The sequence below is a fragment of the Gemmatimonadaceae bacterium genome, from assembly GCA_035606695.1.
Classification (GTDB): Bacteria; Gemmatimonadota; Gemmatimonadetes; order Gemmatimonadales; family Gemmatimonadaceae; genus JAQBQB01.
In genome coordinates this window covers 400,080-423,777 of the sequence record DATNEW010000026.1, presented here as the reverse complement: position 1 = coordinate 423,777, position 23,698 = coordinate 400,080, and the positions used below count along the sequence as shown (strand labels likewise).

General features: G+C 65.2%; 17 protein-coding genes. 2 read left to right on the top strand and 15 right to left on the bottom strand.

The features are described from left to right. Nucleotides 1–22: 22 nt before the first annotated feature. The 14 genes from VN706_12815 to VN706_12750 form a co-directional block, all read right to left on the bottom strand. On the bottom strand, nucleotides 23–9,742 hold the full coding sequence (locus VN706_12815) for an RHS repeat-associated core domain-containing protein (protein ID HXT16511.1): 9,720 nt from the start codon (nucleotides 9,740–9,742) through the stop codon (nucleotides 23–25). 285 nt (nucleotides 9,743–10,027) lie between these two features. Continuing rightward, nucleotides 10,028–11,002, bottom strand: a complete 975-nt coding sequence (locus VN706_12810) for a sigma 54-interacting transcriptional regulator (GenBank protein HXT16510.1) — start codon at nucleotides 11,000–11,002, stop codon at nucleotides 10,028–10,030. Continuing rightward, nucleotides 10,999–12,513, bottom strand: coding sequence for a secretin N-terminal domain-containing protein (locus VN706_12805; GenBank protein ID HXT16509.1), 1,515 nt, complete (start codon nucleotides 12,511–12,513; stop codon nucleotides 10,999–11,001). The genes VN706_12810 and VN706_12805 overlap by 4 nt, the downstream gene beginning before the upstream one ends. Then, a complete protein-coding gene (locus VN706_12800; GenBank protein ID HXT16508.1) occupies nucleotides 12,513–13,010 on the bottom strand; it encodes a hypothetical protein in 498 nt (165 codons plus the stop codon). The genes VN706_12805 and VN706_12800 overlap by 1 nt, the downstream gene beginning before the upstream one ends. Then, nucleotides 13,007–13,600: a GspMb/PilO family protein gene (locus VN706_12795; GenBank protein HXT16507.1), complete on the bottom strand. Its 594-nt coding sequence runs from the start codon at nucleotides 13,598–13,600 to the stop codon at nucleotides 13,007–13,009. Before VN706_12795 ends, VN706_12800 begins: the two co-directional genes overlap by 4 nt. Then, nucleotides 13,597–14,715, bottom strand: coding sequence for a hypothetical protein (locus VN706_12790; protein HXT16506.1), 1,119 nt, complete (start codon nucleotides 14,713–14,715; stop codon nucleotides 13,597–13,599). The genes VN706_12795 and VN706_12790 overlap by 4 nt, the downstream gene beginning before the upstream one ends. Next, nucleotides 14,712–15,548, bottom strand: a complete 837-nt coding sequence (locus VN706_12785) for a hypothetical protein (protein ID HXT16505.1) — start codon at nucleotides 15,546–15,548, stop codon at nucleotides 14,712–14,714. Before VN706_12785 ends, VN706_12790 begins: the two co-directional genes overlap by 4 nt. Beyond that, the gene (locus tag VN706_12780) at nucleotides 15,541–16,080 is read right to left on the bottom strand and encodes a prepilin-type N-terminal cleavage/methylation domain-containing protein (GenBank protein HXT16504.1); all 540 of its coding nucleotides are present in this window, start codon (nucleotides 16,078–16,080) and stop codon (nucleotides 15,541–15,543) included. The genes VN706_12785 and VN706_12780 overlap by 8 nt, the downstream gene beginning before the upstream one ends. Further along, a complete protein-coding gene (locus VN706_12775; GenBank protein ID HXT16503.1) occupies nucleotides 16,070–16,426 on the bottom strand; it encodes a hypothetical protein in 357 nt (118 codons plus the stop codon). The genes VN706_12780 and VN706_12775 overlap by 11 nt, the downstream gene beginning before the upstream one ends. Further along, the gene (locus VN706_12770; GenBank protein HXT16502.1) at nucleotides 16,416–16,715 is read right to left on the bottom strand and encodes a prepilin-type N-terminal cleavage/methylation domain-containing protein; all 300 of its coding nucleotides are present in this window, start codon (nucleotides 16,713–16,715) and stop codon (nucleotides 16,416–16,418) included. The genes VN706_12775 and VN706_12770 overlap by 11 nt, the downstream gene beginning before the upstream one ends. Further along, entirely contained in the window at nucleotides 16,712–17,902 is a 1,191-nt protein-coding gene (locus VN706_12765; GenBank protein ID HXT16501.1) for a type II secretion system F family protein, read from the bottom strand. Before VN706_12765 ends, VN706_12770 begins: the two co-directional genes overlap by 4 nt. Before the next feature lie 4 nt (nucleotides 17,903–17,906). Further along, nucleotides 17,907–18,386 carry a type II secretion system major pseudopilin GspG gene (gene gspG / locus VN706_12760; protein HXT16500.1) on the bottom strand — a complete coding sequence of 160 codons (480 nt, stop codon included), beginning with the start codon at nucleotides 18,384–18,386 and terminating at the stop codon, nucleotides 17,907–17,909. Next, the gene (locus VN706_12755; GenBank protein ID HXT16499.1) at nucleotides 18,370–19,848 is read right to left on the bottom strand and encodes a GspE/PulE family protein; all 1,479 of its coding nucleotides are present in this window, start codon (nucleotides 19,846–19,848) and stop codon (nucleotides 18,370–18,372) included. Before VN706_12755 ends, gspG begins: the two co-directional genes overlap by 17 nt. Next, entirely contained in the window at nucleotides 19,845–20,549 is a 705-nt protein-coding gene (locus VN706_12750) for a hypothetical protein (protein ID HXT16498.1), read from the bottom strand. The genes VN706_12755 and VN706_12750 overlap by 4 nt, the downstream gene beginning before the upstream one ends. 488 nt (nucleotides 20,550–21,037) lie before the next feature. Between VN706_12750 and VN706_12745 the strand changes: the two genes are divergently transcribed. Next, entirely contained in the window at nucleotides 21,038–22,276 is a 1,239-nt protein-coding gene (locus tag VN706_12745) for a serine hydrolase (GenBank protein ID HXT16497.1), read from the top strand. A 9-nt stretch (nucleotides 22,277–22,285) separates the two neighbouring features. Here the strand turns inward: VN706_12745 and VN706_12740 are convergent, their stop codons facing one another. Then, a complete protein-coding gene (locus VN706_12740; GenBank protein ID HXT16496.1) occupies nucleotides 22,286–22,798 on the bottom strand; it encodes an HNH endonuclease signature motif containing protein in 513 nt (170 codons plus the stop codon). 133 nt (nucleotides 22,799–22,931) lie between these two features. On the opposite strand from VN706_12740, the gene VN706_12735 reads away from it, so the two are divergent. Then, on the top strand, nucleotides 22,932–23,672 hold the full coding sequence (locus VN706_12735; GenBank protein HXT16495.1) for a carboxypeptidase regulatory-like domain-containing protein: 741 nt from the start codon (nucleotides 22,932–22,934) through the stop codon (nucleotides 23,670–23,672). Nucleotides 23,673–23,698: the final 26 nt, after the last annotated feature.

Below are 23,698 nucleotides of genomic sequence, written 5' to 3'. Positions count from 1 at the left end.
CTCCTAAATACTCGGAATCAGCTCACGGCTTGCATGCGTTTATCGCTTGACCCGCTGCGCGAATCGTTGCGACAACAGGAAAGAAATCCCAACCACTCGCGACTCCGAACATTCCGGCCGTGGGAGTTTGCAGCGTGCCCCGATTGTCAAACGAACCTATATAGCCAGCGGCAGCCACGACCGCTCCACTAGTTGCGATCATAGCCCGACCTCGTGCCCGCGCGGCAAAGTACAGGCCTTGCTCCGACCCCCGCACAAACATGCTGCTCAATCGAGCTGAACGCGCAGCAAGGATTGCCGACTTCGCCGCAAGGCCGCCTCCGACGACAAATGTTGCGTCCGAGGCCGCCGTAATGGCGACAGTGGCGATCCCGCTAATGCAGGCCACTTTGTCTGCAGGCCCATGGAGCGACCCTCCACCGCTCATTGATCCGAATACCGAGCGCGCAGCACCGCCAAAATTGTCCTTGATGTAGTCCCAGGTTTGCGCCCAATTCAAGTCTTGGATAACTCGCATCGCCGATGAAGTTGTCGGGTCGAGACACTGAACGCCGGGCGGACAATCCGGCTCCAACCCGGTTGGATCGCGGTGATTCACCGCGTCTCCGTCAGCAAAGCCGTAAGTATTCAGGCCACCGGCGAGACTAATCGGATCTTCCTGCATAAACTGCCCCAACTTCGGATCAAACTGCCTCGCCCGCATGTCGATGGTGCCGGTCGCATTCTGATTTCCCCCAATCAGCGTCCCCCACCAAGCGTCTGATCCAACATTACTAACGGGCCGCTGGAAGCCCACGCTCATATCGAGCCCGGGCCATGGAATGTGCTGGCAGCCGACCATCGCACCGGGACGCCCACAATCAAGCACGCCACCGGCCGTCGTCGTCGCAAAATCCACCGCGCCTTGCCAATCGCGATGCAGGATCGCGTAGGTGGCGAAGCCATTTTCCACGCGCACCATCGCGAGCGGCGCATCAGTCGCCGGGCCGTTGAGATACGCAACCACGCCGTACTGCCCAGCCACGCGCGGATCAGTCGCCAAATCGTTCTCGAGAACCGCGGCGCTCGCCGTGTCATGTCCCGGCTGCCGAATCTCGTACAGCACCTGATCCCCGTCATAGACGAACCGCTCCACCGCGGACGCGCAGATCGGCAGCGCACGCACGTTCACATCGAGACAGTACGGGTCGCGATGCGCGCGCATCCATACACGACGGCCCAGCGCATCGTACCGGTACTCCTCGAACACACCACGGCCCATCGACGCGTACGGGAACACCTGTGTCGTGTCGATTTGCAGAAGAGCGTCGTTGCTCGTCCGCAATACGCTTGACACCAGCTGACCGTCTCCGCGATATGAGTTGAACAAACTCGACCACGCCTCACCGGGGGTTTGGTCTGGCGCGCACTGGAGCTGAGGCCAGCACGTCACCGGCAGATGGACGAGTTCATCCCGCTCCGTGAGATTGCCGAGCAAATCGAAGTGCGGGGTCAACGAGTAGTCCGTTTGCGCCGCGGGCACTCCTGTAATTCCGCTGATACGCGTCGAATGCGGCTCGAAGCGATTCGTGAAATCTCCCTGCCACGTCGTAGCGGACACACTTCGAGTCAGCGCGTTGCCCAGTGGATCGCGCGCGTAGCTCTCGTTTTGCGGACCACCGGCAACGAGCACGGCACCGAGTCCCGTATATCCAAACCCAAACGACTTGGCCGCACCGAACGTCGTCGTCGCAACATTCGTCATGTTGCCCGAGCCGTCCATCGTAAGGAAATCGTTGTGATAGACCGTGTTGTCGGCGGCCTTCTCAACACGCGTCTTCGGCCGCCCATCGGCGTCGTACGTGTACTGCTGTCGCGTACCGTCGGACACCACGGCTGAGTCGAGTTCCCCGGCGGCGCCGGTGAAGTACGTGAACGTGCCGTACGACGGCGCCGAGATCGAGCTGAGCGCGCCGGTTACCGGATCGTATCCGTAGTTCACCGTTCCGATGAGTCCACCGGTCATGCCAACGTTGTTTGGCGCGGTGAATGAGACCCGACGACCACTCGGATCGTAATGATACGAGTTCACGTACACGTGCGAGAATGCCGAGAGATCCGTGTCGGCGATTCTCAACGTGTCACTCGCGATCGCACCACCAAGCGTGTATGCACGGCCAACCTGCGCGTATTTGTTCGTCGCGCTTACCAAGTTGTCCATGTTGTCATACACAAAGCGTTGAACATCAGCATCGGCGGTCGGATCCGAGGAGGCCGGGACGCCGCTAACGGATCGCGTCACCGGTCGCCCGATCACATCGAACGACGTGACATCCGTGCCCGTACCGGCACCGACGCCCCGCGTCACAGTGACCACACCTTGCAATGCGTCGTACGCCATCGTCACGTCGCTGCCCGGCTTGTTCGGATCGTAGCGATGGGTCATGCGTCCGGCGCCGTCGTACTCCGCCGCGACGACGATGTCCTGAAGCGTGCCGCTATCCGGCCTGACGGTTCGAATCGCGTTCAGGCTGTTTCCTTCCGCATCGTACCGAGTTTCGACTTGCACCGCCTGCCAGCCGTTGCCGTTCACGCGATTCGCCGGTGCGGAATCGATCTCGAACCGAACCCGATCGAGCGTGTCGTAGCGGAACGTCTGGTACCGCCAGAGCGACGTCGGTGCATCGTTGAGAGGCGACTGAACTTGGACCGGCCGGCCGATCAGATCCTCCGTCGTGGTCGTCACCATACCGCGCGGGGTGGTCACCTGATTCACATTGCCCGATTGGGCATCGTAGCCGTAGACGGTGGCGACGATCCCTCCAGCGGTCGCCGGCGACGGTGATTCAACCCGATTCACCTGCCGGTCCGCGTTCCGGATCAACGTCACGTGACTCGGCGCGCCACGCCCGTCTTCCTGCCACGCGACGTCGCCGTTGCCGTCGTAGCCCATTCGCGTGAGCTGGTTGGTCGGCGAGGTAATCGTCTCGAGCTCGTCGAAGCGGCTCGTCGCGTTCCAGCCGTAGGTCGTCACGGCATCGCCGCTGGCAAACGGATTCTGATCGGTCGACGTGGCGATGAGCGCGCGTTCGTTGTAGGCGATCCGGGTCGTGAAACCATTCGGTCGAACGACCGCGGTCGGAAGTAGGGGCCAGCGTGAATCGGCACGCTCGATCGTCGTGCTGCGACCCAGCGCGTCGGTTAGTCTCGTCAGGGCGCCGAATGCATTGAGCGAAATCTTCGTGGCGGCGCCGCGCTGGTTCGTGAGCGTTGTGACAACAGCGCTCGAATCCGTGGGATTCGCCTCACATGGCAAGAGACTCGTCGCCTCCGCCGCGCAGAACGATTGGACCAGGTCGGCGGACGATCCTTGCATTAGCAGTGTACTGCCGGTGAGCACGTTCGCGACGTCGTCGTAGTCGAAACGCGTCGTGAACCCGCGGCGATCGGTACGAGTCGTCAATCGTCCCGATGCGTCATACCCGAACGACACGCCGTACGTGTCCGGGCCCGAGAATCCGGAGATCGTGATCTTACCGGCTCCGTGACTCACGTTGATGACGCGCGCACCGTCGGGGCTCGACGGCGCCACTACACTGGACAAATAGCTTGGCCCTCCGGAGAGGGGCTGGTACAAATAGTTGAACGTGTAACGTTGCACTCGCGTGCTACTAACTGGTCGCGGAAGTTCCATCGACATCGGCGTGGCGTGCGCGGCATCGACGTACGCAAACACTGTCCGCATGCCCGTCGCACTGACGAGCGTGTCCATGCGACCAAGGTTGTCGAATTCAACGTAGCCGCCGTTGCGGAGCGCGCGGAACCATGACGTACCGCGCTGAATCAACGTGTCTGGCCGATCGATCGTCGGCTGCACGGTCCAAATAGAGTCGTTGGCCTGCGTGTACAACCGCGCGCTGCCGTCGCCGGCGACCCACAGTTTTTGATTCGTCGAGTACGGAACGAGTTGCTCGAGACCGTCGAGCCACCATCCGGCGCCAAATGGGCTGTCGAGTCGATTCACGATCGCGACGGTGCCTGTATCCCGATACTGCGTCGTAGTGCTGCCGCCCTGCATGTCGACGGCGATCGCATAGTGATAGGCCCCGGTCTTGAGGCTGCTCACATCGACCGGAACGACGAGACGGCGCGGTGCCCCGCCATTCCACTGTGCTTGCCAGACGAATGGCATGTGGGCGAACTCTTGCTCCTGAGCGCCAGCCGATGGTGTGATGAGCACGTGCGCATTGACGCCGGTTATGGCGTCGTTGCCCGGAGGCACGTAGACGTCGGCAGCGAACAATGCCTTTTCGTTATGATGGCGCGAATTGTACGTGAGCACCGGAGCCTGCAGCGCTCCCATCGTGGTCGTACCGGGCATGGCGTGCGACAGACGCAAATCACCGCATTCGTAGGCTGCGTTGCTTCCCGCCGGAACCGTGACGCAGGCGCCGCGCTCCACGGCACCGCCGAGGTTTTTGCCAATGGCCGCGACAACGACGTCCGCAAGAGATTGCGTTGTGACCGTCCACACACCCGTCGCATGCAGGCTCGGATCCTCCACTCCGGTCACGGTCAGCGTCGCGCTTCCACTGCTCGGAGCGGTCCCCGGCGCAGCAAAGCTCACCGTCACTTCAGCGGATCCCGTGCCATTCGGCGCCAGCGGGTCGGTCTGGCCAGTCTGCGACGAGCATGCCGCGCTTGGGACGCAGCTCAGCGAATAATTGAAGTGCATCGGTGTCCCGCTGGGATCCGTCGACGTGTTCCGAATCGTGAACGACAGCGGTTTAACGGTGCCCGGTGGAACAGAGATCGAGCTGGACGAAGGAGTAACGGTCACCGCATGGGAGATGGTCTGCTGGCCAAGGAGATAGAGAATGCTGCCATCGGCGTGCGTTCCAGCGGCTGCGCCAAGGCCATCCACACTCAACGTGATGGTCTCTTGGGTGCCTGAAGCGGTCGTGCCGGGCGGAACGTCAAACGTGCCCGTCATCGTCTGTGTCGCTCCCGGTCCGAGTGTGATCGTGCCGCTCACCGACCCCGTACTCGAGTGGCACCCGGCGCTCGGACCGCTGCAAGTAAACTGATAAGAGTAGCTGTCCGTCGAATTGCTGACGTTGCGAATGAGATATTCGGCACCGAAGTCGCCCGGTAGCGGCAGGTTCACCGGGAACGGCCCCACAGCGGGAACTACGACGACGGCATGGGGCATCGTGCTAACGGTCGTCCAAACGACTTGGAGAATTTGCTGCGTCCCGGTCGGCAACACGGCACGCACGTTGAACGAGAGCTGCGCCAGCAGTGCCGCGTTCGGCGCCTGCACCTCGACGGACACGTCCTTCGTCTCGCCTGGACCAAGATCGAGCGTGATGTTGTGCGCAAGCGAGTCCACGACGAACGTGAGGCCGCCGCCGTTGAAGCCCGCGTTGTAGTGGTTGAAATGCGACGTGAGATTGGTGACCTGGAACGTATAGGTCGCCGTCGATCCAACGCTGAGCAACGCGGACGAGACCAAGGGCGCGGCACTCTCGGCGTAATAGCTCTCGATGGACGGGGTCCAGGCCGTAATACTTCCCTGATCGTTCACCGTCTGACCGTCGACCGCCGTGTAGGTCGCCGTGACCGAGACCGCGGTCGACATCGAGAGCATGACCGGCGTCGAGAAGAGCACCGACGCCGTATCCGCCGAGCCTGGCGCGACGGTGAGCGTCGAGCGCGAGACGGCGCACGTGGTCGCGGCAGGGCACGAGGGGGTGAGGACGTATGTCGCAGGCAAGCTGCCTGCGTTGCGAATGGTGAACTGCTGCGTCGCCAACGCGCTCATGTCCACTGTCGTGGAAATCGATTTTGGCGTGACGTCCGGTTGGAAGCTCGCGATGGGCGCGAGCATCGTGAAGGAGGTGCTGACCGTAGTCACGTGACCGACGCCATCCATTGCATCCGCCGTAATCGTATGCGCACCCGGACTCACCGGCCAATTCAGCCACGTCGACGTTCCCGACGCCACACAGCCAGTCACCGGTGCGAAATTGTCGGGGAGCAGTTGCCCATCGAGACGCACGTGGCGTTCTACCAAGGCGCTGCTCTGATCACACCACGCGACGACGATGGCCTGGCTGAGTGCCCTCGTCACGACATCGCTCGTCGGCGACACGATCGTGATGTTCGGCGGTTCCGCGTCGATCGTGACATTCGTCGTCGCCTGGCTCGTCACGGTCGTCGACTTCGTGCTCACGTAGCGCGACGCGAGCGAAATTGTCGTCGTGCTACTCGTCGCCTGCGCGGTGTAGCTCACGGTGACTTGACTGCTCTGCCCCGCCGCGAGCGCGAGCGACGAGGCCGACGCGCTGCACCCGCTCGCGAGCGCGCCGCACGTCGGCGTCAGTGTATAGGTCGCCGCGAGGGAGCCGGGATTCCGGACGGTGAACGTCTCCGACGCCGCGGCTCCGCCGGCCACGACATGCGACGCCGCCAGCGCGGTGGTTTGCGGCTGCTCGTCGTTCGCCTCGTCGTAGTTGAAGGTGCGTGTTAGAGAAGTAGTATGCACGCCGTCGGTTGTCGTCGCGACAAACGTGTTCAGCGTAGTGAGCGCCGGCACGGCGAATGTCGCCGTCCCGGACGTCGCGCAGCCGCTCACGGTCGTCGACACATACGTACCGGTGACCGTCACCCCGTTGAAGGTCGCCGCCGGCGCGGTCACGATGCCGTCGGAGTCGCACACATCCACGGCCACCGAAGCGAGCCGCGTCGACACCGTCGCCCCGTCGGCAGGCGTGATCGCGATCGTCGGCGGGATGGCATCGGCCCGCGTGCCGACGACGCGCGCGGTGTCGGCTTCGTGGAGCGCGACGCCGAATTGCCCGTAGTCGTAGTCGGCGATGAGCTGAATCGCCGCGGTCGGCAGGCCGGTCGCCGGCGGCGTATAGGTGATGGTCACGGCGCTCGAGGCGCCCGGATCGAGTGTGACCGATGGCGCGCTCAACGCGCAGCCATTCGTGCCGAAGGATCCGCACGACGCGCTGAGATCATATCGCGCGGTCATGTTGCCCATGTTCTCGAGCGTGTAGTTCTCGGTGCGCGTCACGCCGGCCGTCACGCCCGTCGTTGCCGTGTGTGGCGAGAGCAGCGGCCTGTGATAACCCGTCACCGGGTGCGTCATGCCGGAGTCGGCCGAGACCACGGTGCTACCGAGTGCTTGATTGCTGGTGTCGGCGCCGACGCGCTGTTCGACGAGGAGCTTGACGTCGATCGGCACTTCCGCCGGAGAACCCAGGATGCCCGAGCCTGGGAAGGCGACGAGTATGATGCGCTCCGTGTTGGGCGCGACCGATATCACCCGCGATACGTTCTTGAGCCAGCAGCTCGCCGCCCACCCGGTGCACTGGGCGCTCAAGGTATAGATCGCGGTCGTCGCGCCGGCATTCAAGATTGAAAAACTCTCATCGTCCTCGGAGGCGAGTGGGAAGACGCGCACCTGCCCGGCGGTCTGCTTCGGGAAGACCTGCGGCGGCATCGTTGCGGGCGGAAGCACGATCGTCGTCGCCGCGACGCGCGACGTGTCAGCCTCATGGAGCGCGACACCGAATTGCCCGTAGTCGTAATCGGCGATGAGTTGGATCGTCGCGGATCCGCCACTCGTGGGCGGCGAGAAGGTGACACCGACGGTGCCCGACGCGCCCGGATCGAGCGTGATCGACGGCACGGTCGGCGTGCAGCCAGTGAACGCGCCGCACGACGCAGCAAGATCGTACCGTGCGGTCATGTTGCCGAGGTTTTGGAGCGTGTAGGTCTGCGTGCGCGCGATGCCGGCGGTGTCCGTCACTGTCCCCGAATGCGGAGAAAGCTGTGGCGTGTGAAAGCCGGTGGTCGGATGCATGATGCCCGAGTCGGCCGATACGACCGTCGTGCCGAGCGTTTGGGTGACGGTGTCCGCGCCGACGCGCTGCTCGACGAAGAGCTTGACGTCGATCGGCACTTCCGCCGGAGACCCTAGAATCCCGGAGCCGGGAAACGCCACAAGGACGTTCCGTGCGACGTTCGGTGCGACCGCGATGACGCGGGGTGATTTGAGCCAGCACGTTGCGGCCCACCCGGTGCACTGCGTCGTCAGCGTATAGACCGCCGTCGTCGCGCCGTGATTGGTAATCCAGAAACTCTCGTCGTCCTCCGACGCGAGTGGGAACGGATGCACCTGGCCTGCGGTCTGTTTGGGAGAGACGTCCGGCGGCAAGCTTGGCGGCGGCGGCGCCACGGTCGTCGCGACGATCCGCGACGTGTCGGCTTCGTGGAGCGCGACACCGAACTGCCCGTAGTCGTAGTCGGCGATGAGCTGAATCGTCGCCGACTGTCCCGCGGTCGCGGGCGGCATGTACGTCACGTTGACCGTCCCCGCCGCACCCGGATCGAGCGTGATCGACGGCACGCTCGGCGTACAGCCGGCGAACGCGCCGCACGACGCGGCGAGATCGTACCGCGCGGTCATGTTGCCGAGGTTTTGGAGCGTGTAAGTCCGCGTGCGCGCAATGCCGACGGTGTCCGTCACTGTCCCGGAGTGCGGGGAGATCGCCGGCGTGTGAAAGCCGGTCACCGCGTGACCGAGCCCGGTGTCGGCGGACACGACGGTTGTGCCCAGCGTTTGCGTAGCCGTATCGGCCCCGACGCGTTGCTCGGCAACCAGCTCGATGTCTACTGGAACTTCCGCCGGAGAACCAAGCACACCGGACCCGGGAAATGCCACGAGGAGAGAACGTCCAGCGCCCGGAGCGATCGCAATCACTCGCGGAACGTTTTTGATCCAGCAACTCGCGGCCCAGCCGGTGCAGCGCGCCGTCAGCGTGTAGACGGCCGGCGCCGTGCCCAGGTTCATGACGGTAAAACCTTGATCATCTTCGACGGCCAGCGGGAATACTTGCGCCTGCGTCGCCGTGGCTTTGGGGGTCACCGTCGGCGGCATCGTTCGTGGCGGCGCGACAACGGTCGTCGACACGACCCGAGACGTGTCGGCTTCGTGCAGCGCGACGCCGTACTGCATGTAGTCGTAGTCGGCGATGAGCTGAATGGTCGCCGACTGCCCTGCCGTCGCTGCCGGCGTGTAGGTGACGCTCACCGTCCCCGACACGCCGGGATCGAGCGTCACCGACGGCGTACTCAGCGAGCAACCGGCGAACGCGCCACACGACGCCGCAAGATCGTAACGCGCCGTCATGTTCCCGAGGTTCTTGAGCGTGTAGCTGTCTGTGCGGCTCGTGCCGGTCGGCACCGACACCGATCCCGCATGAGGAGAGAGTTGCGGCGTGTGGAAGCCGGTGACCGGATGCAACACGCCGGTATCGGCGGATACGACATCGGTACCCAACGTCTGCGTCGCCGTGTCGGCGCCGACGCGCTGCTCGGCGATCAGCTTGACGTCGACGGGAATCTCGGACGCCGCGGTGAGAACACCAGCGCTCGGGAACGCGACGATGAAACTGCGGCCGGTCCCTGGCGCGACGGCGATCACCTGGGGAAAGTTCTTGATCCAACAATTGGTTGCCCACCCCGTGCATTGCACGCGCAGCGTGTAGACCGCCGGCGCGGTGCCAAGGTTCATGACGGTGAAGATCTCGTTGTTTTCGGCAGCGATCGGGAACGGCACCGCTTGCGACGGCGAGAACTTTGGCGAGACCGTTGGCGGCAGACTCGGGATCGATGACTCACCCGCCAATGACCCCATCACCACGCTCGGCGTGCCGGTCGGAGTGACGCCGGCGCTGAGTGAGTTCATTCGCTCAGCAGCGAACTGGCCGGAGGCAACGGATGCGATGCACGCGATACATCCGAGAAACAGAGCGATTGTGGCGACTCGACGCCGGAGGAACGACAACGACACGGGGGCGGACTCCGCGAATGGAGGGAGGGAGAGCGCCATCCACAAAAGCAACGCGCGCGCCGCAACCGCGGCGCGCGCTAATTCACAAGGACATAAGAGTTTACGTATTTACGACTGCTTCAACCATGAGCGCGATGCGCGCCTCTCTCGTGCCAATGCATGCGAATGCGTGCAAATGCGCTAACCGTATGCGAGCTCGAAACCGTCGCGGGCCGGCATCACGCCCGTCTCCGTCGGCACCGGAATCCCCAGCCGCCGCATCCGCCGATAAATCGTGGTCCGATGCACCCCCAACCGATCCGCCGCGATCTCGGTATCCCACGCGACGCTGGCCAGTAACTTTAGAAGTTGCTGATGCTCGCTCAACCGCCGCTCCCCGACACGATCTTCGCGCGAGCGCGCACGCTGCCCGAGCACCATCGCCACGGCATCGGCGTCCAACCCGCCGCGCGCGAAGATCGCCGAGGCATCGACGACCTGCTTGAGCTCGCGCACGTTGCCGGTCCAGGGCTGATCCTGCAGCAGCCGCATCGCCTCCGGCGTGACCAACAACGGCGACGCAGGCCGCGAGCGCCTCAGGAAATGCGCAACCAACAACGGCACATCCTCCAACCGCTCGGCCAACGCCGGCACGCTGATGATGATCCCACTCAACCGGTGCGCCAGGTCGGCGCGAAACCTTCCCGACGCCACGAGTTGCTCGAGCCGTTCGTTCGTCGCCGCCACCGTTCGGAAATCACTCCGGGCGTCGCGCGCCGACCCGATCGGCCGAAACACGCCGGTCTCGATCGCGCGCAACAGTTTGGCCTGCGAACCGACCGCAAGACCGCTGATCTCATCGAAGAACGCCGTGCCGCCATTCGCTTCGCGCAAGAACCCGAGGGTCTCGCCAATTGCGCCGGTAAACGCGCCGCGCGCGTGGCCGAACAACGCATCCTCGAACATCGAATCGGCCAGGGCGCAGACATTGAACGGCACCAACGTGCCGTTGCGACGACTCAGCCGATGCAGCGACTCGGCCACGAGCTCCTTCCCCGTTCCGGTCGCGCCTTCGATCAGCACGCTCACATGAGTCGGTGCAACGGCCTCGATGAGCGACCGAAGCCGTTGCATCACTAACGAGTCGCCGAGTAGTAGAGAAGAAAGTTCGGTCACGGCATCACCTTGTTCGCGCGGTTCCGCATGGGATCAGTGAGTCGCTGCATGTCGGCGTCATTGCGAATGACGCGGGGAGTCAAGAAGATGAACAATTCAGTTTCATTGCCCGAACGCGTGTGGCTTCCAAAGAGGCCGCCGATCAACGGGATGCTCGAGAGAATTGGAATACCGCTCACTTGCACGTCGCGCTCCTTGTCGCTCAGGCCCCCGAGCACGACGGTCTGACTGTCTCGCACGAGAAGGTCCGTCTTCACGGATCGCGTTGAAATAACCGGCGCGTTGAACGCGGTCTCGGTGGTCGCGCTGCTCACCTCTTGCGTCACCGAGAGCGCCACGATGCCGTCTACACTGATCGTGGGCCGCACGCTCAGCTTGGTGCCCACGTCTCGATACTCGACGACCTGATCGCGCACACCGGCATCGGTCGGCAGCGACCGCGACACTTGCACGAACGGCCGCTGGCTTCCCACGTTCACTTCGGCCTGCTCGTCGTTCGCGGTGAGCACGATGGGACGACTGACGATGCGCACGTCGCCGCGACTCGCCGCCGCGCTGATCGTCGCGTCGAGATCGAGGCCGCCAACGCCCATGACCTTGAGCGTGAAATCAGCCAAGCCCGCGTTCGCGGGAGTGAACGTGCCGCCGATCGTCGTGTTTTCGGTGCCGGGAATGTGGTGCTGGTCGATCGAGGCCTCGATGCCGAGACTGAAATTGCGGTCGCGGCGCGCCTCGACGATCAGCACTTCAATGAGCACCTGCGCCGGACGCACGTCGATCTGCTCGACCGCGGCGCGAATCAGCTCGAAGTCGGCACGATTGGCGCGAATGAGCAAACTGTTCGCGTGCGGGTCGGCGACGATCGTCAGCTCGCCGGTAATTGTCGCAGCATGCCCGGCGGTACCCGGCACACTCTGCGGCAACGGCGTCGCGTCGAGTGGCGGGATCTGATTCCCTCGCAATTCATCGGCGAGCGTTGGGGCGCGGCTGCCGCCCATTCCCGACTGCTGCGGAGCGGCGCGGCCAAACAATGTATTGATCGTCGTCGCCACGTCCGCCGCGCGGGCATGCTTGAGCGGCAGCACGAAAAGCTCGGGCGCGGTGGTTTGACGCCGCGTTGCATCGGCCGCGGCAGGACCGGCTGCACCCATCTGCTGCTGCACAATATTCGGCGAACGAATCACTTCTTTCGGACGCGCGCGATACGTGCGCGTCGCGCTGTCGTCGACGAGCTCGTACCCTTGCGAGTCGAGTAACCCGCGCAGCAACATCGGAATCTCGGAGCGAGGCACGGGGTGCGGCGTCTCGAGACTCACCTGTGGACCGGCGGTCGAGCCGCTGAAGATGACCGGCTTGTCGAGATACGCCTGAATCATCTGCACGGCCGACCGAAGATCGGTGTTCGACACGTGCACGACAACGCTGTCGGTCGCCTTGGCGGCTTGCGTGCGCGCGACGCCAGGTATCGCGAACGCGATGCCGACGACCGCCACTACTATAGAATGGCGCATCACGGGCGCCTCCTGAAGCTCAGCACCCATGTGGTATCCGGTCCCTTCACGATCACGCTGTCGCGCGTGACCGAACGAATGGTGAGGCGATCGTAGGTGCCGCCGGTGCGCACGACAGTGCCAGGCGGTTGTCCCGGCAGGCCGTCGATCATCGCCTGCCACGGTGGGCCGCCGACGATTCCCTTGAGAGTCATGGCCGGCCGATACATCGGCGCGATGCCGCCAAGCGCACCTGCTCCCGGTGCGCCATCGGTCGCGGGATCATACGCGACGCTCGGCTGCGAATGTGACAAGCGAAACGGATCGCTCGACGTGAGCAAATCTTCAGTTTCATCCATCCAGGCGCCGAGTGAGTCCGCTTGGCCCTTGCGCACGGACGGAATGGAGAGCGCGTGCGCATCCGCGCCCGGTGCCGCTTCGACCCAGCGGCGCTGGCCCAACGCACCCAGGCATGCGACGCATCCCAAGTAGAGGGCCACGGCTGTGTAACGCGTCACCGCGCGCCCCGCTTCGGCGTGATCAAGGCCAATGCATCGACGCCGACGTCGACGCGCAGCATCTCGGGCTTTGCATCCGGCCCCGCGGGGTCGGGTTGTGTGACCGCGAGATCGCGCACGGACATCGCGCGCGCGTCCGTTTCGATGGTGCGGAGGAACGCTGCCAGGCCCGCGACGTCGCAAACGCCGATCAGCCGCACACCGACGCGCGTGAGGCCGGGACGCGATAGCGTGTCGGCGCGGATCTGGATTGCGTTGGCTTTCACATCGAGGTCGCTCGCGAAGTCTTCGACGAGCGAAGCCAAGGTTCCAGCCGCCGCGGCGGCGGACGCTCCGGTGATCAGCGTAGTATCGAGCGCGGCGACGCGAGCCTGGCGCGCGCGAAGTGAATCTCGTAGCGCGGGCAACTGCCTTACCGATGCACGCGCGAGCGCCAGCCGCTCGCTGAACACGGCCGCGCTGTCGACGCGATCGCGCTGCCACGCAAGTGCGGCCGGCACGCCCTTGGCGGTTACGGTGAGTCCGCCGATGACGGCGACCCCAACGATCAATATTCGCCGATCCCGCGGTGTGAGTTGCAGCGCGATCATCGCGAGGCTCCCGCCGCCGGGGCCGCTCGCGGCTTCGTCGTCGCGACACGCGGACGCGAGCGACGCAACCGGAACGACGCTCGCTCGAGCTTCGCTCCCGCGAGCGTCTCGCGCGTCACCGATCCGGTGATGCGCGCCGCTTCGGTCTGCGACACGGCGCCAAGCTCCGGCAACAGATCCGCGACCGACGGCCCCGTCGCAACAAACGACACCTCGGCCGAATCGGCACGCAGTGTCACGAGTGCGGTGGAATCGGGCAGCGCGCGCGTAATGTCGCCCAGAAGCCGCTCGATGCTTCCCCGCTCCGTCTCGAACCGCGCATGCGTGTCGAGAAGTTGGGTCGCCGCGCGAAGTTGATCCTGGACGCGAGTGGCGGTCGAATCCAACCGGCCGTAACGCGCAAGCATCGACCGCGCGACACGCAACTCTCGCGTGGCGCGAAGGCCGGGAGCGAGCACTGCCATCGCGCCGGCGACTACTACCAGGAGCACGGCCGCGGCAGTGGCCATGCGGCGCATCGACGTCGTATTCGCGGCGTCGCGCGGGCGAAGCGCCAAGGGCGTACGACGTGAAGCATTTGCCACCGCATAGGCGCCGACATAAGGCGTTGCGTCGTCGGCGAGAGATCGAAGCGCCGGCGGAACGGTATCGTGAACGACGTGCGTGAGCGCACTCGTCGTCGGCAGCACGAGATCGACGAGCAGCCCGCGCCGCCGCGCTTCGCCCATAACTGTATTCACACTGCTCACGTCGAGAGCGGCGCCGAAGCGCGCGCCGTCGGAGGACATATATAGAGGTGGAACAACCACGCGACTGCGCGCCAGAAAGAATGCTGAGGTGTTTTCCCGCACGACGGCGTTTAGCAATTTCTCATTCTCGAGCGGCGGCAGTCCCTCGAGCCGCTTGATCTGCGCCCGCGCACCGCTCAGGCCGAACTGTACGTGCGGCCGCCGTCGTGTACGCGGCATCGTTGCGATGACTCGGGAGACGGCCTCCGGCAAGCCATCGACGCCGACGATCGATTCGCGGTGCGACCAGCGCACGTTCCGCCGAGCAACCAACACCGCGCGAATCTCATGATCCGCTACGTCGAGGCCAAGACGATACCCGATCATGGCCGCGCTCGCAGGCGGATCACAGCGACGCCGTTGGCGACGCGAGCCAGTCGCATCTCGATGGTGATCTCACTGAGCGGCACGCCACGCGCGGCGCGGCTTCGCATCACCCACGCATCGGGATCAGGGGTCGTGAGCCGAGCAGCGTCCGGGAAGCGCGCGACGAGCTCCGACGCGGCAGTGTTCGAAACGCCGATCAGCGCCGTGGTCAGATCTTCGATCGGCGTTCCGGCATTCTGTGCGGCAACAACGTTATCCGCTGTTTCGGCGGTAAACCCAGGAATCGCGAGCAGAACCTGTACCGGGGCTGTCGCGAGCGACACGCGTCCGGGTTCGACGGAGAAGAGTGAATCCAGCGTGGTCGCCGACTCGAGTCCTCGAATCGAACGCAACTCGCCGACGTCGATGAAAGGGCTGGTATCGCGCCGCGCGACAATCGCGGCAGCAATCGAGTCCGGCACATTCGTGACGGACGCAAGCGCACGCGCAATGACTTCGCTCGTCGCTGCGTTGACGTCGACGTGCGTGCCGGCCGCCTCGAAGCTGACGTCGCACCCCGTCACCATCGGTGATGCCGCGACCTGCACTGGCAACGTTCGCCAGATGCGCCCGGCTTCGGCGACACCACTTGCACCCGCCAATAACGAATCGACCGCCGCCTGCGCGCGACGCCCGCATCCGAGCGCCTCCCAGTACGCGCGCCACGCATCGGTACGATTTCGCGCGGCGCGGACACTGTTCCTTCCGGCAAGAAGTCCGGCAAGCGAGACGACGGCGGCCATTCCCATCACCCAGAGCACCGTGATCATCGTGAAGCCACGGCGCTCAGTCACGAGACGGTCCCACGGCAAGCATCACCGTATCGGCGTCTGTCACCAGCGCCACGGCGGTGGGCAGCGTCGCGACGGTGTGCCAGTGTTTCACCCACGTCGAATCAGCCGACGTGTGGTCGAAATATCGAAACGACCACGCACCACGACGGCGTTCGAGCGGCCAGGTGGGGCCGCTGTCGACCTGCACGCCGACGATGCTGCTGTCGGCCAATGAATCGATGGTGACGATGACGCTGCACGGCGCGGTCCAGCCTCTCGAGGTGCGACAACGCGTCATTGCCGCGACGCTCCGCTCGTCGCCTCGAAACGCGTGCGTCGTATCGTTGCTGCGTTCGGCGTCGCGGAAGAGACGGCGCAACTCGTCGTGGCCGTTGCCCCCGCGCGTCGACACGTTTCCCGCGTTCACGAGCCGGCCGCTTTCGTCGCTGGATTGTTGCAGCAGAAGTACGCAGCCGAGGGTGACGAGGCCCGCGACGGCGAGCGTCGCAAGCACCTCGATCAGCGTGACGCCGCGCCGCGGTTCAAGGCGCATGCGTCGTATCCGGCCGATAGAGTGTTGTCCGCAACAAGGGCGGCGTCGCGTCGCTGCCCGCGACGGACACGTCGAACAACGCGCGCCCAACGGGCGTGACGGTCAGCACCAGCGAATCGACGTTCGATGGACCTTCGTGCGCAACGAGCATTGGCCCATCCCACACAACGAGTCGTTCCAGCAGAGCGGACGCGCGATCGATCGAGCGTTCGCTCGCGCGCGTCGTCGCGATTGATTTCGCCGTTTGACCGAGCAGCGTGATCAGCCCCGTTCCCGCGCTGGCGAGCACCACGATTGCGATGAGCACCTCGACGAGCGCGAGCCCCGGGCGGTTGCTAGCGCGCATTGCGCCGCCCGGTGAATGCATCGACGTCGAACGCGGAATCGGCGACGACAGCGCCACTCGGCAGCGCCACCGCATACACGATCTTTCCGCCAACAGGAAGCGCAATCGTGATGACGCGTGCCTGAGCAATCGCGGCGGTCACCGAATCCGATAGTACTGTCGCGGGTGCGAGTGGATCCGGCCGTTCGATGCGACGCGCCGCGGTCGTCGTCACACTCGCCAGTATGCCAAGGATCGCGAGCGTGACGAGCAGCTCGACCAGCGTGACCCCGCGTCGCAAACTCATCATGCGGTGGGCCGCACGCTATAGATCGCCTGGAGTAGCGCGGCGGCAACGAGCGCCACGACGGACGCGAACACGAGCAACAACGCTGGTTCGAGCATTCGCACGCTGGCCTTCACGACGCGATCCGCGCGCTGCTGCTCGATGCGCGCCGCATGCCCGAGCATCGAAGCAAGTCTTCCCGACTCCTCACCGGCGCGCACGAGCCGAACCGCCGTCGCCGTGGAAGCGCTCTCCGCATCGAGCGCGTGCGACAACGTGTGCCCGGACGTCACGAGCCCGCGCACCGCCATGATTCGATGCTCGAGCTCCGCATCCGCGGTCGCGCGCGCCGCGAACGGCAGCGCGACGTTGAGCGTGACGCCGCTCTCGAGCAGAGCACCGAGCGCGTGCGCCATGCGCGCGACGGCGGACGCTCGCCGAATCGATCCAACCAGCGGAATCGACAGGAGCAGCCGATGCCACCCGCGGCGCCCGCTGTCCGTCGAGACCCAGGTGCGCCACGAAATGCCGCCGATCACGACCACGACGACGACCGGCACCATCAACACTCGTGCGTGATTGGCTATGGCCAACACAATGCGGGTCGACATCGGCAGCGCTTGACCGAGGTCAGCGAGAATCTTCGCGAATCGTGGAAGCACAACGGTGATCAACACCGTGATCGCACCGACGCCGGCGACTGCGACGACGGCGGGATACGCGAGCGCCGCTTTCACAGCGGAACGTGTTTCCGCAATACTCTCCGTCAACTCGGCCGCACGACGAATCGCCGAGCCAATTCCCGCCCCCGCCTCACCCGCTTGCGCGATTCCGATCACGAGCGCGGGAATCTCGATCGGCGCGTTGCCGAGTGCGAACGCGAGACTCTGTCCTTCTCGCACCGATTGCCGAATCTGCGGCAGCGCGCGCTGCCAACCCTTGGGCGCGAGGTCCTCGAGCGCATGCAGCGCACGCGACACCGGCAGCCCGGAATCGAGCAGATCCGCGAGCACGCGTAAGCCGAGTGCGAGATCGGCGGCGCTGATCGCCGTGCGCTGCGCACGCCGCGATCCACGCGACTCGATCTCGAGTGGATACAGCCCAATCGAGCGAATCGACGCGCGCGCCTCCTCGATCGACTCGGCATCGAGCGTTCCGTCGGTGACGCGGCCGTCCGACGCCGCGGCGCGATACGCAAAGATCTCCGGCATGCGGCTATCGCTGCACGGGGCCATTCCACGACGTCACGTCCGCGTTCTCACCGTCGCCGCCGGGCTGGCCATCCTTGCCGAGCGTGTAGAGGTCGTAGCTGTTCGGGTTCGCGACGCCGGGCGAGACGTACACGTACGGCCGGCCCCACGGATCGATCGGTACGAGTTGCCGCAGATACGGCCCCTTCCAGTTAGCAGGCGCGTCGCCCGACACGGGAATCGTGCGCAAGGCTTCGAGCCCCTGCTCGGACGTAGGAAAGGCTTCATTGTCGAGACGATACGCGTCGAGCGCCAATGAGAGAATTTGAACCTGATCCTTCGCCGTGTTGTGCCGCGCGTCGCCGATGTTGCCGAACAACGAGGGCGCGACGATGGCCGCGAGCGTCGCGATGATCGCGATCGTCACGAGCAGCTCGATGAGCGTGAACCCGCGTCGAGCTCCACGCGCGGCGAAGGACCGTCGTGAACTAATCCTGTACGACACGTGCCACCTCCTCCACTGTAGTGAGTCCCGACTCCACTTTGTGCCAACCGTCCGTGCGCAGCGGAATGAGTCCGGCGTGCGTCGCGAGCAGGCGAAGCTGTGCGCGCGACGCACGCGCGGCGATCGCATCGCGCACGTCGTCAGTGACGCTCAGCATCTCGAAGATTCCCAAACGCCCGCGATACCCAGTGCCCCGGCACGCCGGACAACCGGCGCCGCGCACCAGTTTCACATGTCCCACCGGCCGCCCCGCAACCGCCGCGACCGTCTCCGGACTCGGCTCATACGACTCGCGGCAGTCGTCGCAGATGCGCCGCACGAGCCGCTGCGCGAGAATTCCCTCGAGCGTCGCCGCGACGAGATAGTCCGGAATGCCGAGATCGAGCAGACGCGGAATCGCCGACACGGCATCGTTCGTGTGCAGCGTGCTGAAGACCAGGTGCCCCGTCATCGCCGCCTGCACCGAGATCTCGGCGGTCTCCTGATCGCGCATCTCGCCGATCATCACGACGTCGGGGTCCTGGCGAAGAATGGCGCGCAACGCGGCGCCGAACGTCACGCCTGCCTGGCGATGCACCGGCATCTGCGTGATGCCGGGGAGTTGATACTCGATCGGATCTTCGACCGTGATGATCTTCTCGACGCGCGAGTTGCGGCGCTGAAGCGCGCCGTACAGCGTCGTCGTCTTTCCGCTGCCTGTCGGTCCGGTGACGAGCAGCATGCCATGCGGCCGCGCCGAGAGGAGCGCCATGTCCTTGAGCACCGGCGCGGACATGCCAAGTTCGTCGAGCGTCACCGGCCGCCCACCGTGATCGAGCAGACGCAGCACCACGCTCTCGCCGTACATCGTGGGAATCGTCGAGACGCGGAGATCGAGCTCGCGCGCCTCGAGGCGTACGCGAATGCGTCCGTCCTGCGGGCGACGCCGCTCGGCGATATCCAATTCCGCCAGCAGCTTGATCCGCGACACCACCGCGTGATGCAGATGACTCGGCGGTTCGGGCGCGGGCACGAGCACGCCGTCGACGCGGAAGCGTGCGCCGAGTCCGGTCCGAGTCGCTTCGAGATGGATGTCGCTGGCCGCGGCGTCGTACGCATCGCGCACGAGGAGATTCACGTATCGAATGACCGGCGGTTGATTGGCGAGATCGCGCACGTCGGTGGCGAGATCGTCGCTCGACTCGCCGGCCTCGGCGCGCGCGAGCTCGATCGTTCGCTCGGCACGCGTCGTCAGTCGCTCGACCAATCGCTCCAATTCATCCTGCTCGACCGACTCCACGACGACGTCGCGGCGATACGCCGCCGCCAGCTCGTCGACGCCGGTGCGCAGCACATCCTTCGTCGCGGCGAGGACGAGCTCACCGCTCGACGACAGTCCCTTCGGGCAGACGCGATGGTGCAGCAGGTACTCGCGCGAGACGCCGGCGGCCAGCTCGATGAGTGCTTCTGTCGGTGCGGTCATGCCGGCACGGCACGCGTGAGTACGCGCTCCAAGACGGGTGCGGCAGCGCGACGAATGAACCGCTCGACCTCGGTCCGATCCGCATCGGGCAACGTTTCGGCTTGTCGCGATGCATGGTCACGCAGCCTGCGGCACAGGCGCCAGATGCGCTTGGACGTGGCGTCGTACGACGAACCGACCCAACCTGCGATCTCACGGTGTGACGCGCCCTGGCCGATCCACATCAGAATCGAGTATTCCTCGTCGCTGACCCGAGCGACCAGTTCCTCGGCGAGCTGGCCGAGCACGCGACCGACGGAAGCGGAGCCAGCGTCGGGTCCAGCGCTGGCGCGCAGTGATTCCTCGGAGCAGAGCGAAGTCACGACCCACTCGCCCGTCGTGTCGTCCGCCGCGGCTTCCTGATTGCGCCGCCGGCGCTCCGCCGAGCGGCGCGAGTTCAAGTAGCGATTGCGGAGCACGCGAATGAGATAGGCTTCGACGCTCGCCGGCTTCGGCGCCGATGGTTGCGCGAGGCGAATGGCTTCGTCACCGAGCACCTCGCTGACGTAGACACCGACTTCGGACGGCGGAATGCGTACGCGACGCGCGTACGCCTCGAGGATGGGGCGATAGCGCGCGTCGAACACGGCGACGGCGCGGTCGGCGCCGTCTGTCAGTCCGGTCAGCAAGGCGTCGTCGGACAACATGACGGACTGTGTCATCTCAGCACGCCCGGATGAACGTGAACACACCGATGGACGGCACCGGCGGCAAGACCGGACGCGTACAAGGCGTGGCCCAGCTCGCAGCGATGAGAGCCGCGAATACGGTTGTGAGCGTTCGCATATGAGTGGACTGAACTGAAGAGGTAGGTTGTCTCAACAGGAGAGACACCGGCCCCGGACAGCGCGAACGGGACGAGCCGGTTGGATCCGGCGATCATGCAGACGACGCGTTAGGCGGGTCATGTGCGTGCCCGGGATGCCGGCAGGCAAGTAAGCAGCGACCGTTAGTGGAGCGTCAGCGAGCGAGTGCGCTCACGTTGCGCTCACGTTGCGCACGTCGCACCACGATGTCCGAGGTTGTTGTCACCGCGGCGGCAGGGGGCGTTTCGTTCCGCGTTGCGGTGCGCGAAGCGCGTTTCGCAAGAGAAGAATCCGCAAATTCATCGCGAGGCTGCTTGCGCGCGAAGGGCGTCTACTTTCAAAGCATGCGGCCATTCGTTGTTAATGCGGTCAGTGCGCTCGCGCTCGTGATGAGCCTCGCGAGTTGCAATCGCCCCAAGCGCCTCCCCGTCGCGGACACGCTCACGACGACGCACCCCACCGTCGCCGGCGTCGATGGACGACTCGGACCGACCCTCGACTCGATCGCGGCGAGCGCCATTCATCGCGGCGTCGCGTCGGGCGTGGCGATCGCCGTCGCGCGATACGGCCGGCTCATCCATCTGCGCGGCTACGGCACGACTGATTGGGCAGCGGGCGCCGATGCCGTCACGGACTCCTCGCTGTTCGACGTCGCCTCGCTCACGAAAGTCGTCGCGACGACGACCGCCGCGATGCTGCTCGTCGAACAGGGAAAGCTCGATCTCGATCGCCCCGTGCGATTGTACGTGCCCGAGATCAAGGCGCGCCCCAAGGCCGCCATCACGTCACGCATGCTTCTCACCCACTCGGCGGGATTCGAAGCGGGCGCCCCGCTCTACCGAAAATTTCGCGGGCGCGCGGCATATCTGAAGGAGATCAACCGCCGGCCGCTCGCGTACAAGCCCGGCAAAGGCGAGACGTACAGCGACTGGGACATGGTCGTGTTGCAGGCCGTGATCGAGCGCATCACGAAGCAACCGCTCGATTCGTTCGCCGAGCAACACATCTTCCGGCCGCTCGCGATGACCGATACGCGCTACACGCCGAACATCGCCGACGCGCAGTTGCGCCGGCGCATCGTGGCGACGGAAAACGATCCCGCGCGCGGAGGCCTGCTGCGCGGCACCGTCGACGATCAGAACGCGTGGGCCCTGGGCGGCGTGGCCGGACATGCGGGGTTGTTCACGTCGGCGCGCGATCTCGCGGTGTTCGCGCAGATGCTGCTCGACGGCGGGCTGTCGCACGGCAGGATGTTCCTGCGCGCCGAAACGGTCGCGCACTGGACGGCGCGTCAGTCCGAGACATCGAGTCGCGCGTTGGGATGGGACACGCCGGCGCCGGGCGCGAGCTCAGGTCGTTACTTCTCGACGCGGAGCTTCGGGCATACCGGCTTCACCGGCGCGTCGCTGTGGCTCGATCCCGAGCGCGGCGTGTTCGTCGTGTTGTTGATGAACCGAATCAATTCACGCGGCGCGAGCGAGGCGCATCTCGCGATTCGCCGCGCGGTGTCGGATGCCGTGCAGGAGGCGATTCTGGACGCGCCGCTCGTCCCGTGGGAGTCGCGGCTGTCCAAAACGCACTAGTGGGCCGCCTTAGCCGTCGCGGTAGGGCGACGGGCCATCGTCCTCATCAGACGCGTTCCAGCGCACTCGCTGTGTCGCCGGCGCGGTGGTGGCATCATCAGTTGGAACGAGCTGCCGAGCCATGTCGATGAGCCCCGCGCTCAAGTGGGCGCCGTACTCGAGCAGATTCACGGCGCGGCTCTTCACCGCCAGCAGAAAGGCGAGCGGAGGCTGATCGCGTTTCTTCGCGTTGCAGTCGCGGCAGGCAAGGACGAGGTTGTCGCGGCGATCGTACGCCGTCTTCCCGCGTCGCGGGGCGACGTGATCGAGCGTGATCGCGCGCGCGGGCACCTTCGTCGCGCAGTACGCGCACGTTGGGCCGTAATGCCGGAGCAGCCACGCGCGCGTGTCGGCTTGCGCGCCGCGCGTCGTTGGGTGCGAGGTCAGCTCGTGAGCCCGTTCGCTTTTGGCCGCCGCACCGCGACCCTTACCGCCGCGACCGCCGCGCGCACCCCGGCGGCGCGAGGATGATTTCTTTCGCATACATGAAAACCTATCGCGGTGCACCGAATCGGGCCCGACCGAGGTCTGGCGAAACCTCGAGGGCGACATAGACTTCGGCGTGAAGATGTCCGCGTTATGGAGGCCGTTCGTGCACTCCTGGCTGAGACCGACCGTGGCAGTCGCGTTCAGCATTGCATCCTTGTGCGACGCTGCGCGCGCGGCCGCCCAGGTGCCACGCGACTCGGCGGTGGCGGCGACGCTCACCGGCACGTTCCGCGATCGCGCCGGCGCGCCGGTCCGCGGCGCTCGCGTGACGATCGCGTCCGGTGCTCTTGTCGCCATTTCCGACAGCGTGGGACATTTCGTCGTTCATGGTCTGACACCGGCGGCGACCGAATTCACTGTCCATCGAATTGGCTACGAACCGGGCCGCGTCACGCTCAACCTCCGGCCCGGCGAGGCGCTCGATGTCGATTTCACACTTGTCGATGCAGCCGTCGAGTTGCCCGCGGTGGAGTCGAACGCGACGAACACGTGGCTGAAGAAGTTCAACGATCATCGGGCGTCGCAGGGAGGCGGCCACTTCTTCACGCGCGAAGACATCGAGAAGGCGAATCCCAGACAGTTGAGCGACATGCTTCGCTCCATTCCGGGCCTTCAGCTCTCGGCGAAACCAGTGGGCCCACCGACCGTGCGCATGGCGCGCTCGAATCTGGGTGCGTTCGGTGATTGTCCGGTGCAGTACTGGGTCGACGGCATGCGCGCCACCGATTTCGAGCTCGACGACGTCGCGCCGCGTGAAGTCGAGGCCATCGAGGTGTATTCGGGGCCGGCAACGCTGCCGCCGGAATATCGTACGCGCATCGGGACGTCGTCGTGCGGTACCATCGCCATCTGGACGCGCATGCCGTGATCCGCGTTGCCCAGCGCGAGATCAAC

Coding starts and splice junctions, on each gene's coding strand:
- VN706_12780 (HXT16504.1), bottom strand. CDS start 16,080: ATGCGCCTTGAACCGCGGCGCGGCGTCACGCTGATCGAGGTGCTTGCG.
- VN706_12755 (HXT16499.1), bottom strand. CDS start 19,848: ATGACCGCACCGACAGAAGCACTCATCGAGCTGGCCGCCGGCGTCTCG.
- VN706_12750 (HXT16498.1), bottom strand. CDS start 20,549: ATGACACAGTCCGTCATGTTGTCCGACGACGCCTTGCTGACCGGACTG.
- VN706_12805 (HXT16509.1), bottom strand. CDS start 12,513: ATGCGCCATTCTATAGTAGTGGCGGTCGTCGGCATCGCGTTCGCGATA.
- VN706_12775 (HXT16503.1), bottom strand. CDS start 16,426: ATGCGCGCTAGCAACCGCCCGGGGCTCGCGCTCGTCGAGGTGCTCATC.
- VN706_12795 (HXT16507.1), bottom strand. CDS start 13,600: ATGATCGCGCTGCAACTCACACCGCGGGATCGGCGAATATTGATCGTT.
- VN706_12745 (HXT16497.1), top strand. CDS start 21,038: ATGCGGCCATTCGTTGTTAATGCGGTCAGTGCGCTCGCGCTCGTGATG.
- VN706_12815 (HXT16511.1), bottom strand. CDS start 9,742: ATGAACTCACTCAGCGCCGGCGTCACTCCGACCGGCACGCCGAGCGTG.
- VN706_12740 (HXT16496.1), bottom strand. CDS start 22,798: ATGCGAAAGAAATCATCCTCGCGCCGCCGGGGTGCGCGCGGCGGTCGC.
- VN706_12770 (HXT16502.1), bottom strand. CDS start 16,715: ATGATGAGTTTGCGACGCGGGGTCACGCTGGTCGAGCTGCTCGTCACG.
- VN706_12765 (HXT16501.1), bottom strand. CDS start 17,902: ATGCCGGAGATCTTTGCGTATCGCGCCGCGGCGTCGGACGGCCGCGTC.
- VN706_12790 (HXT16506.1), bottom strand. CDS start 14,715: ATGATCGGGTATCGTCTTGGCCTCGACGTAGCGGATCATGAGATTCGC.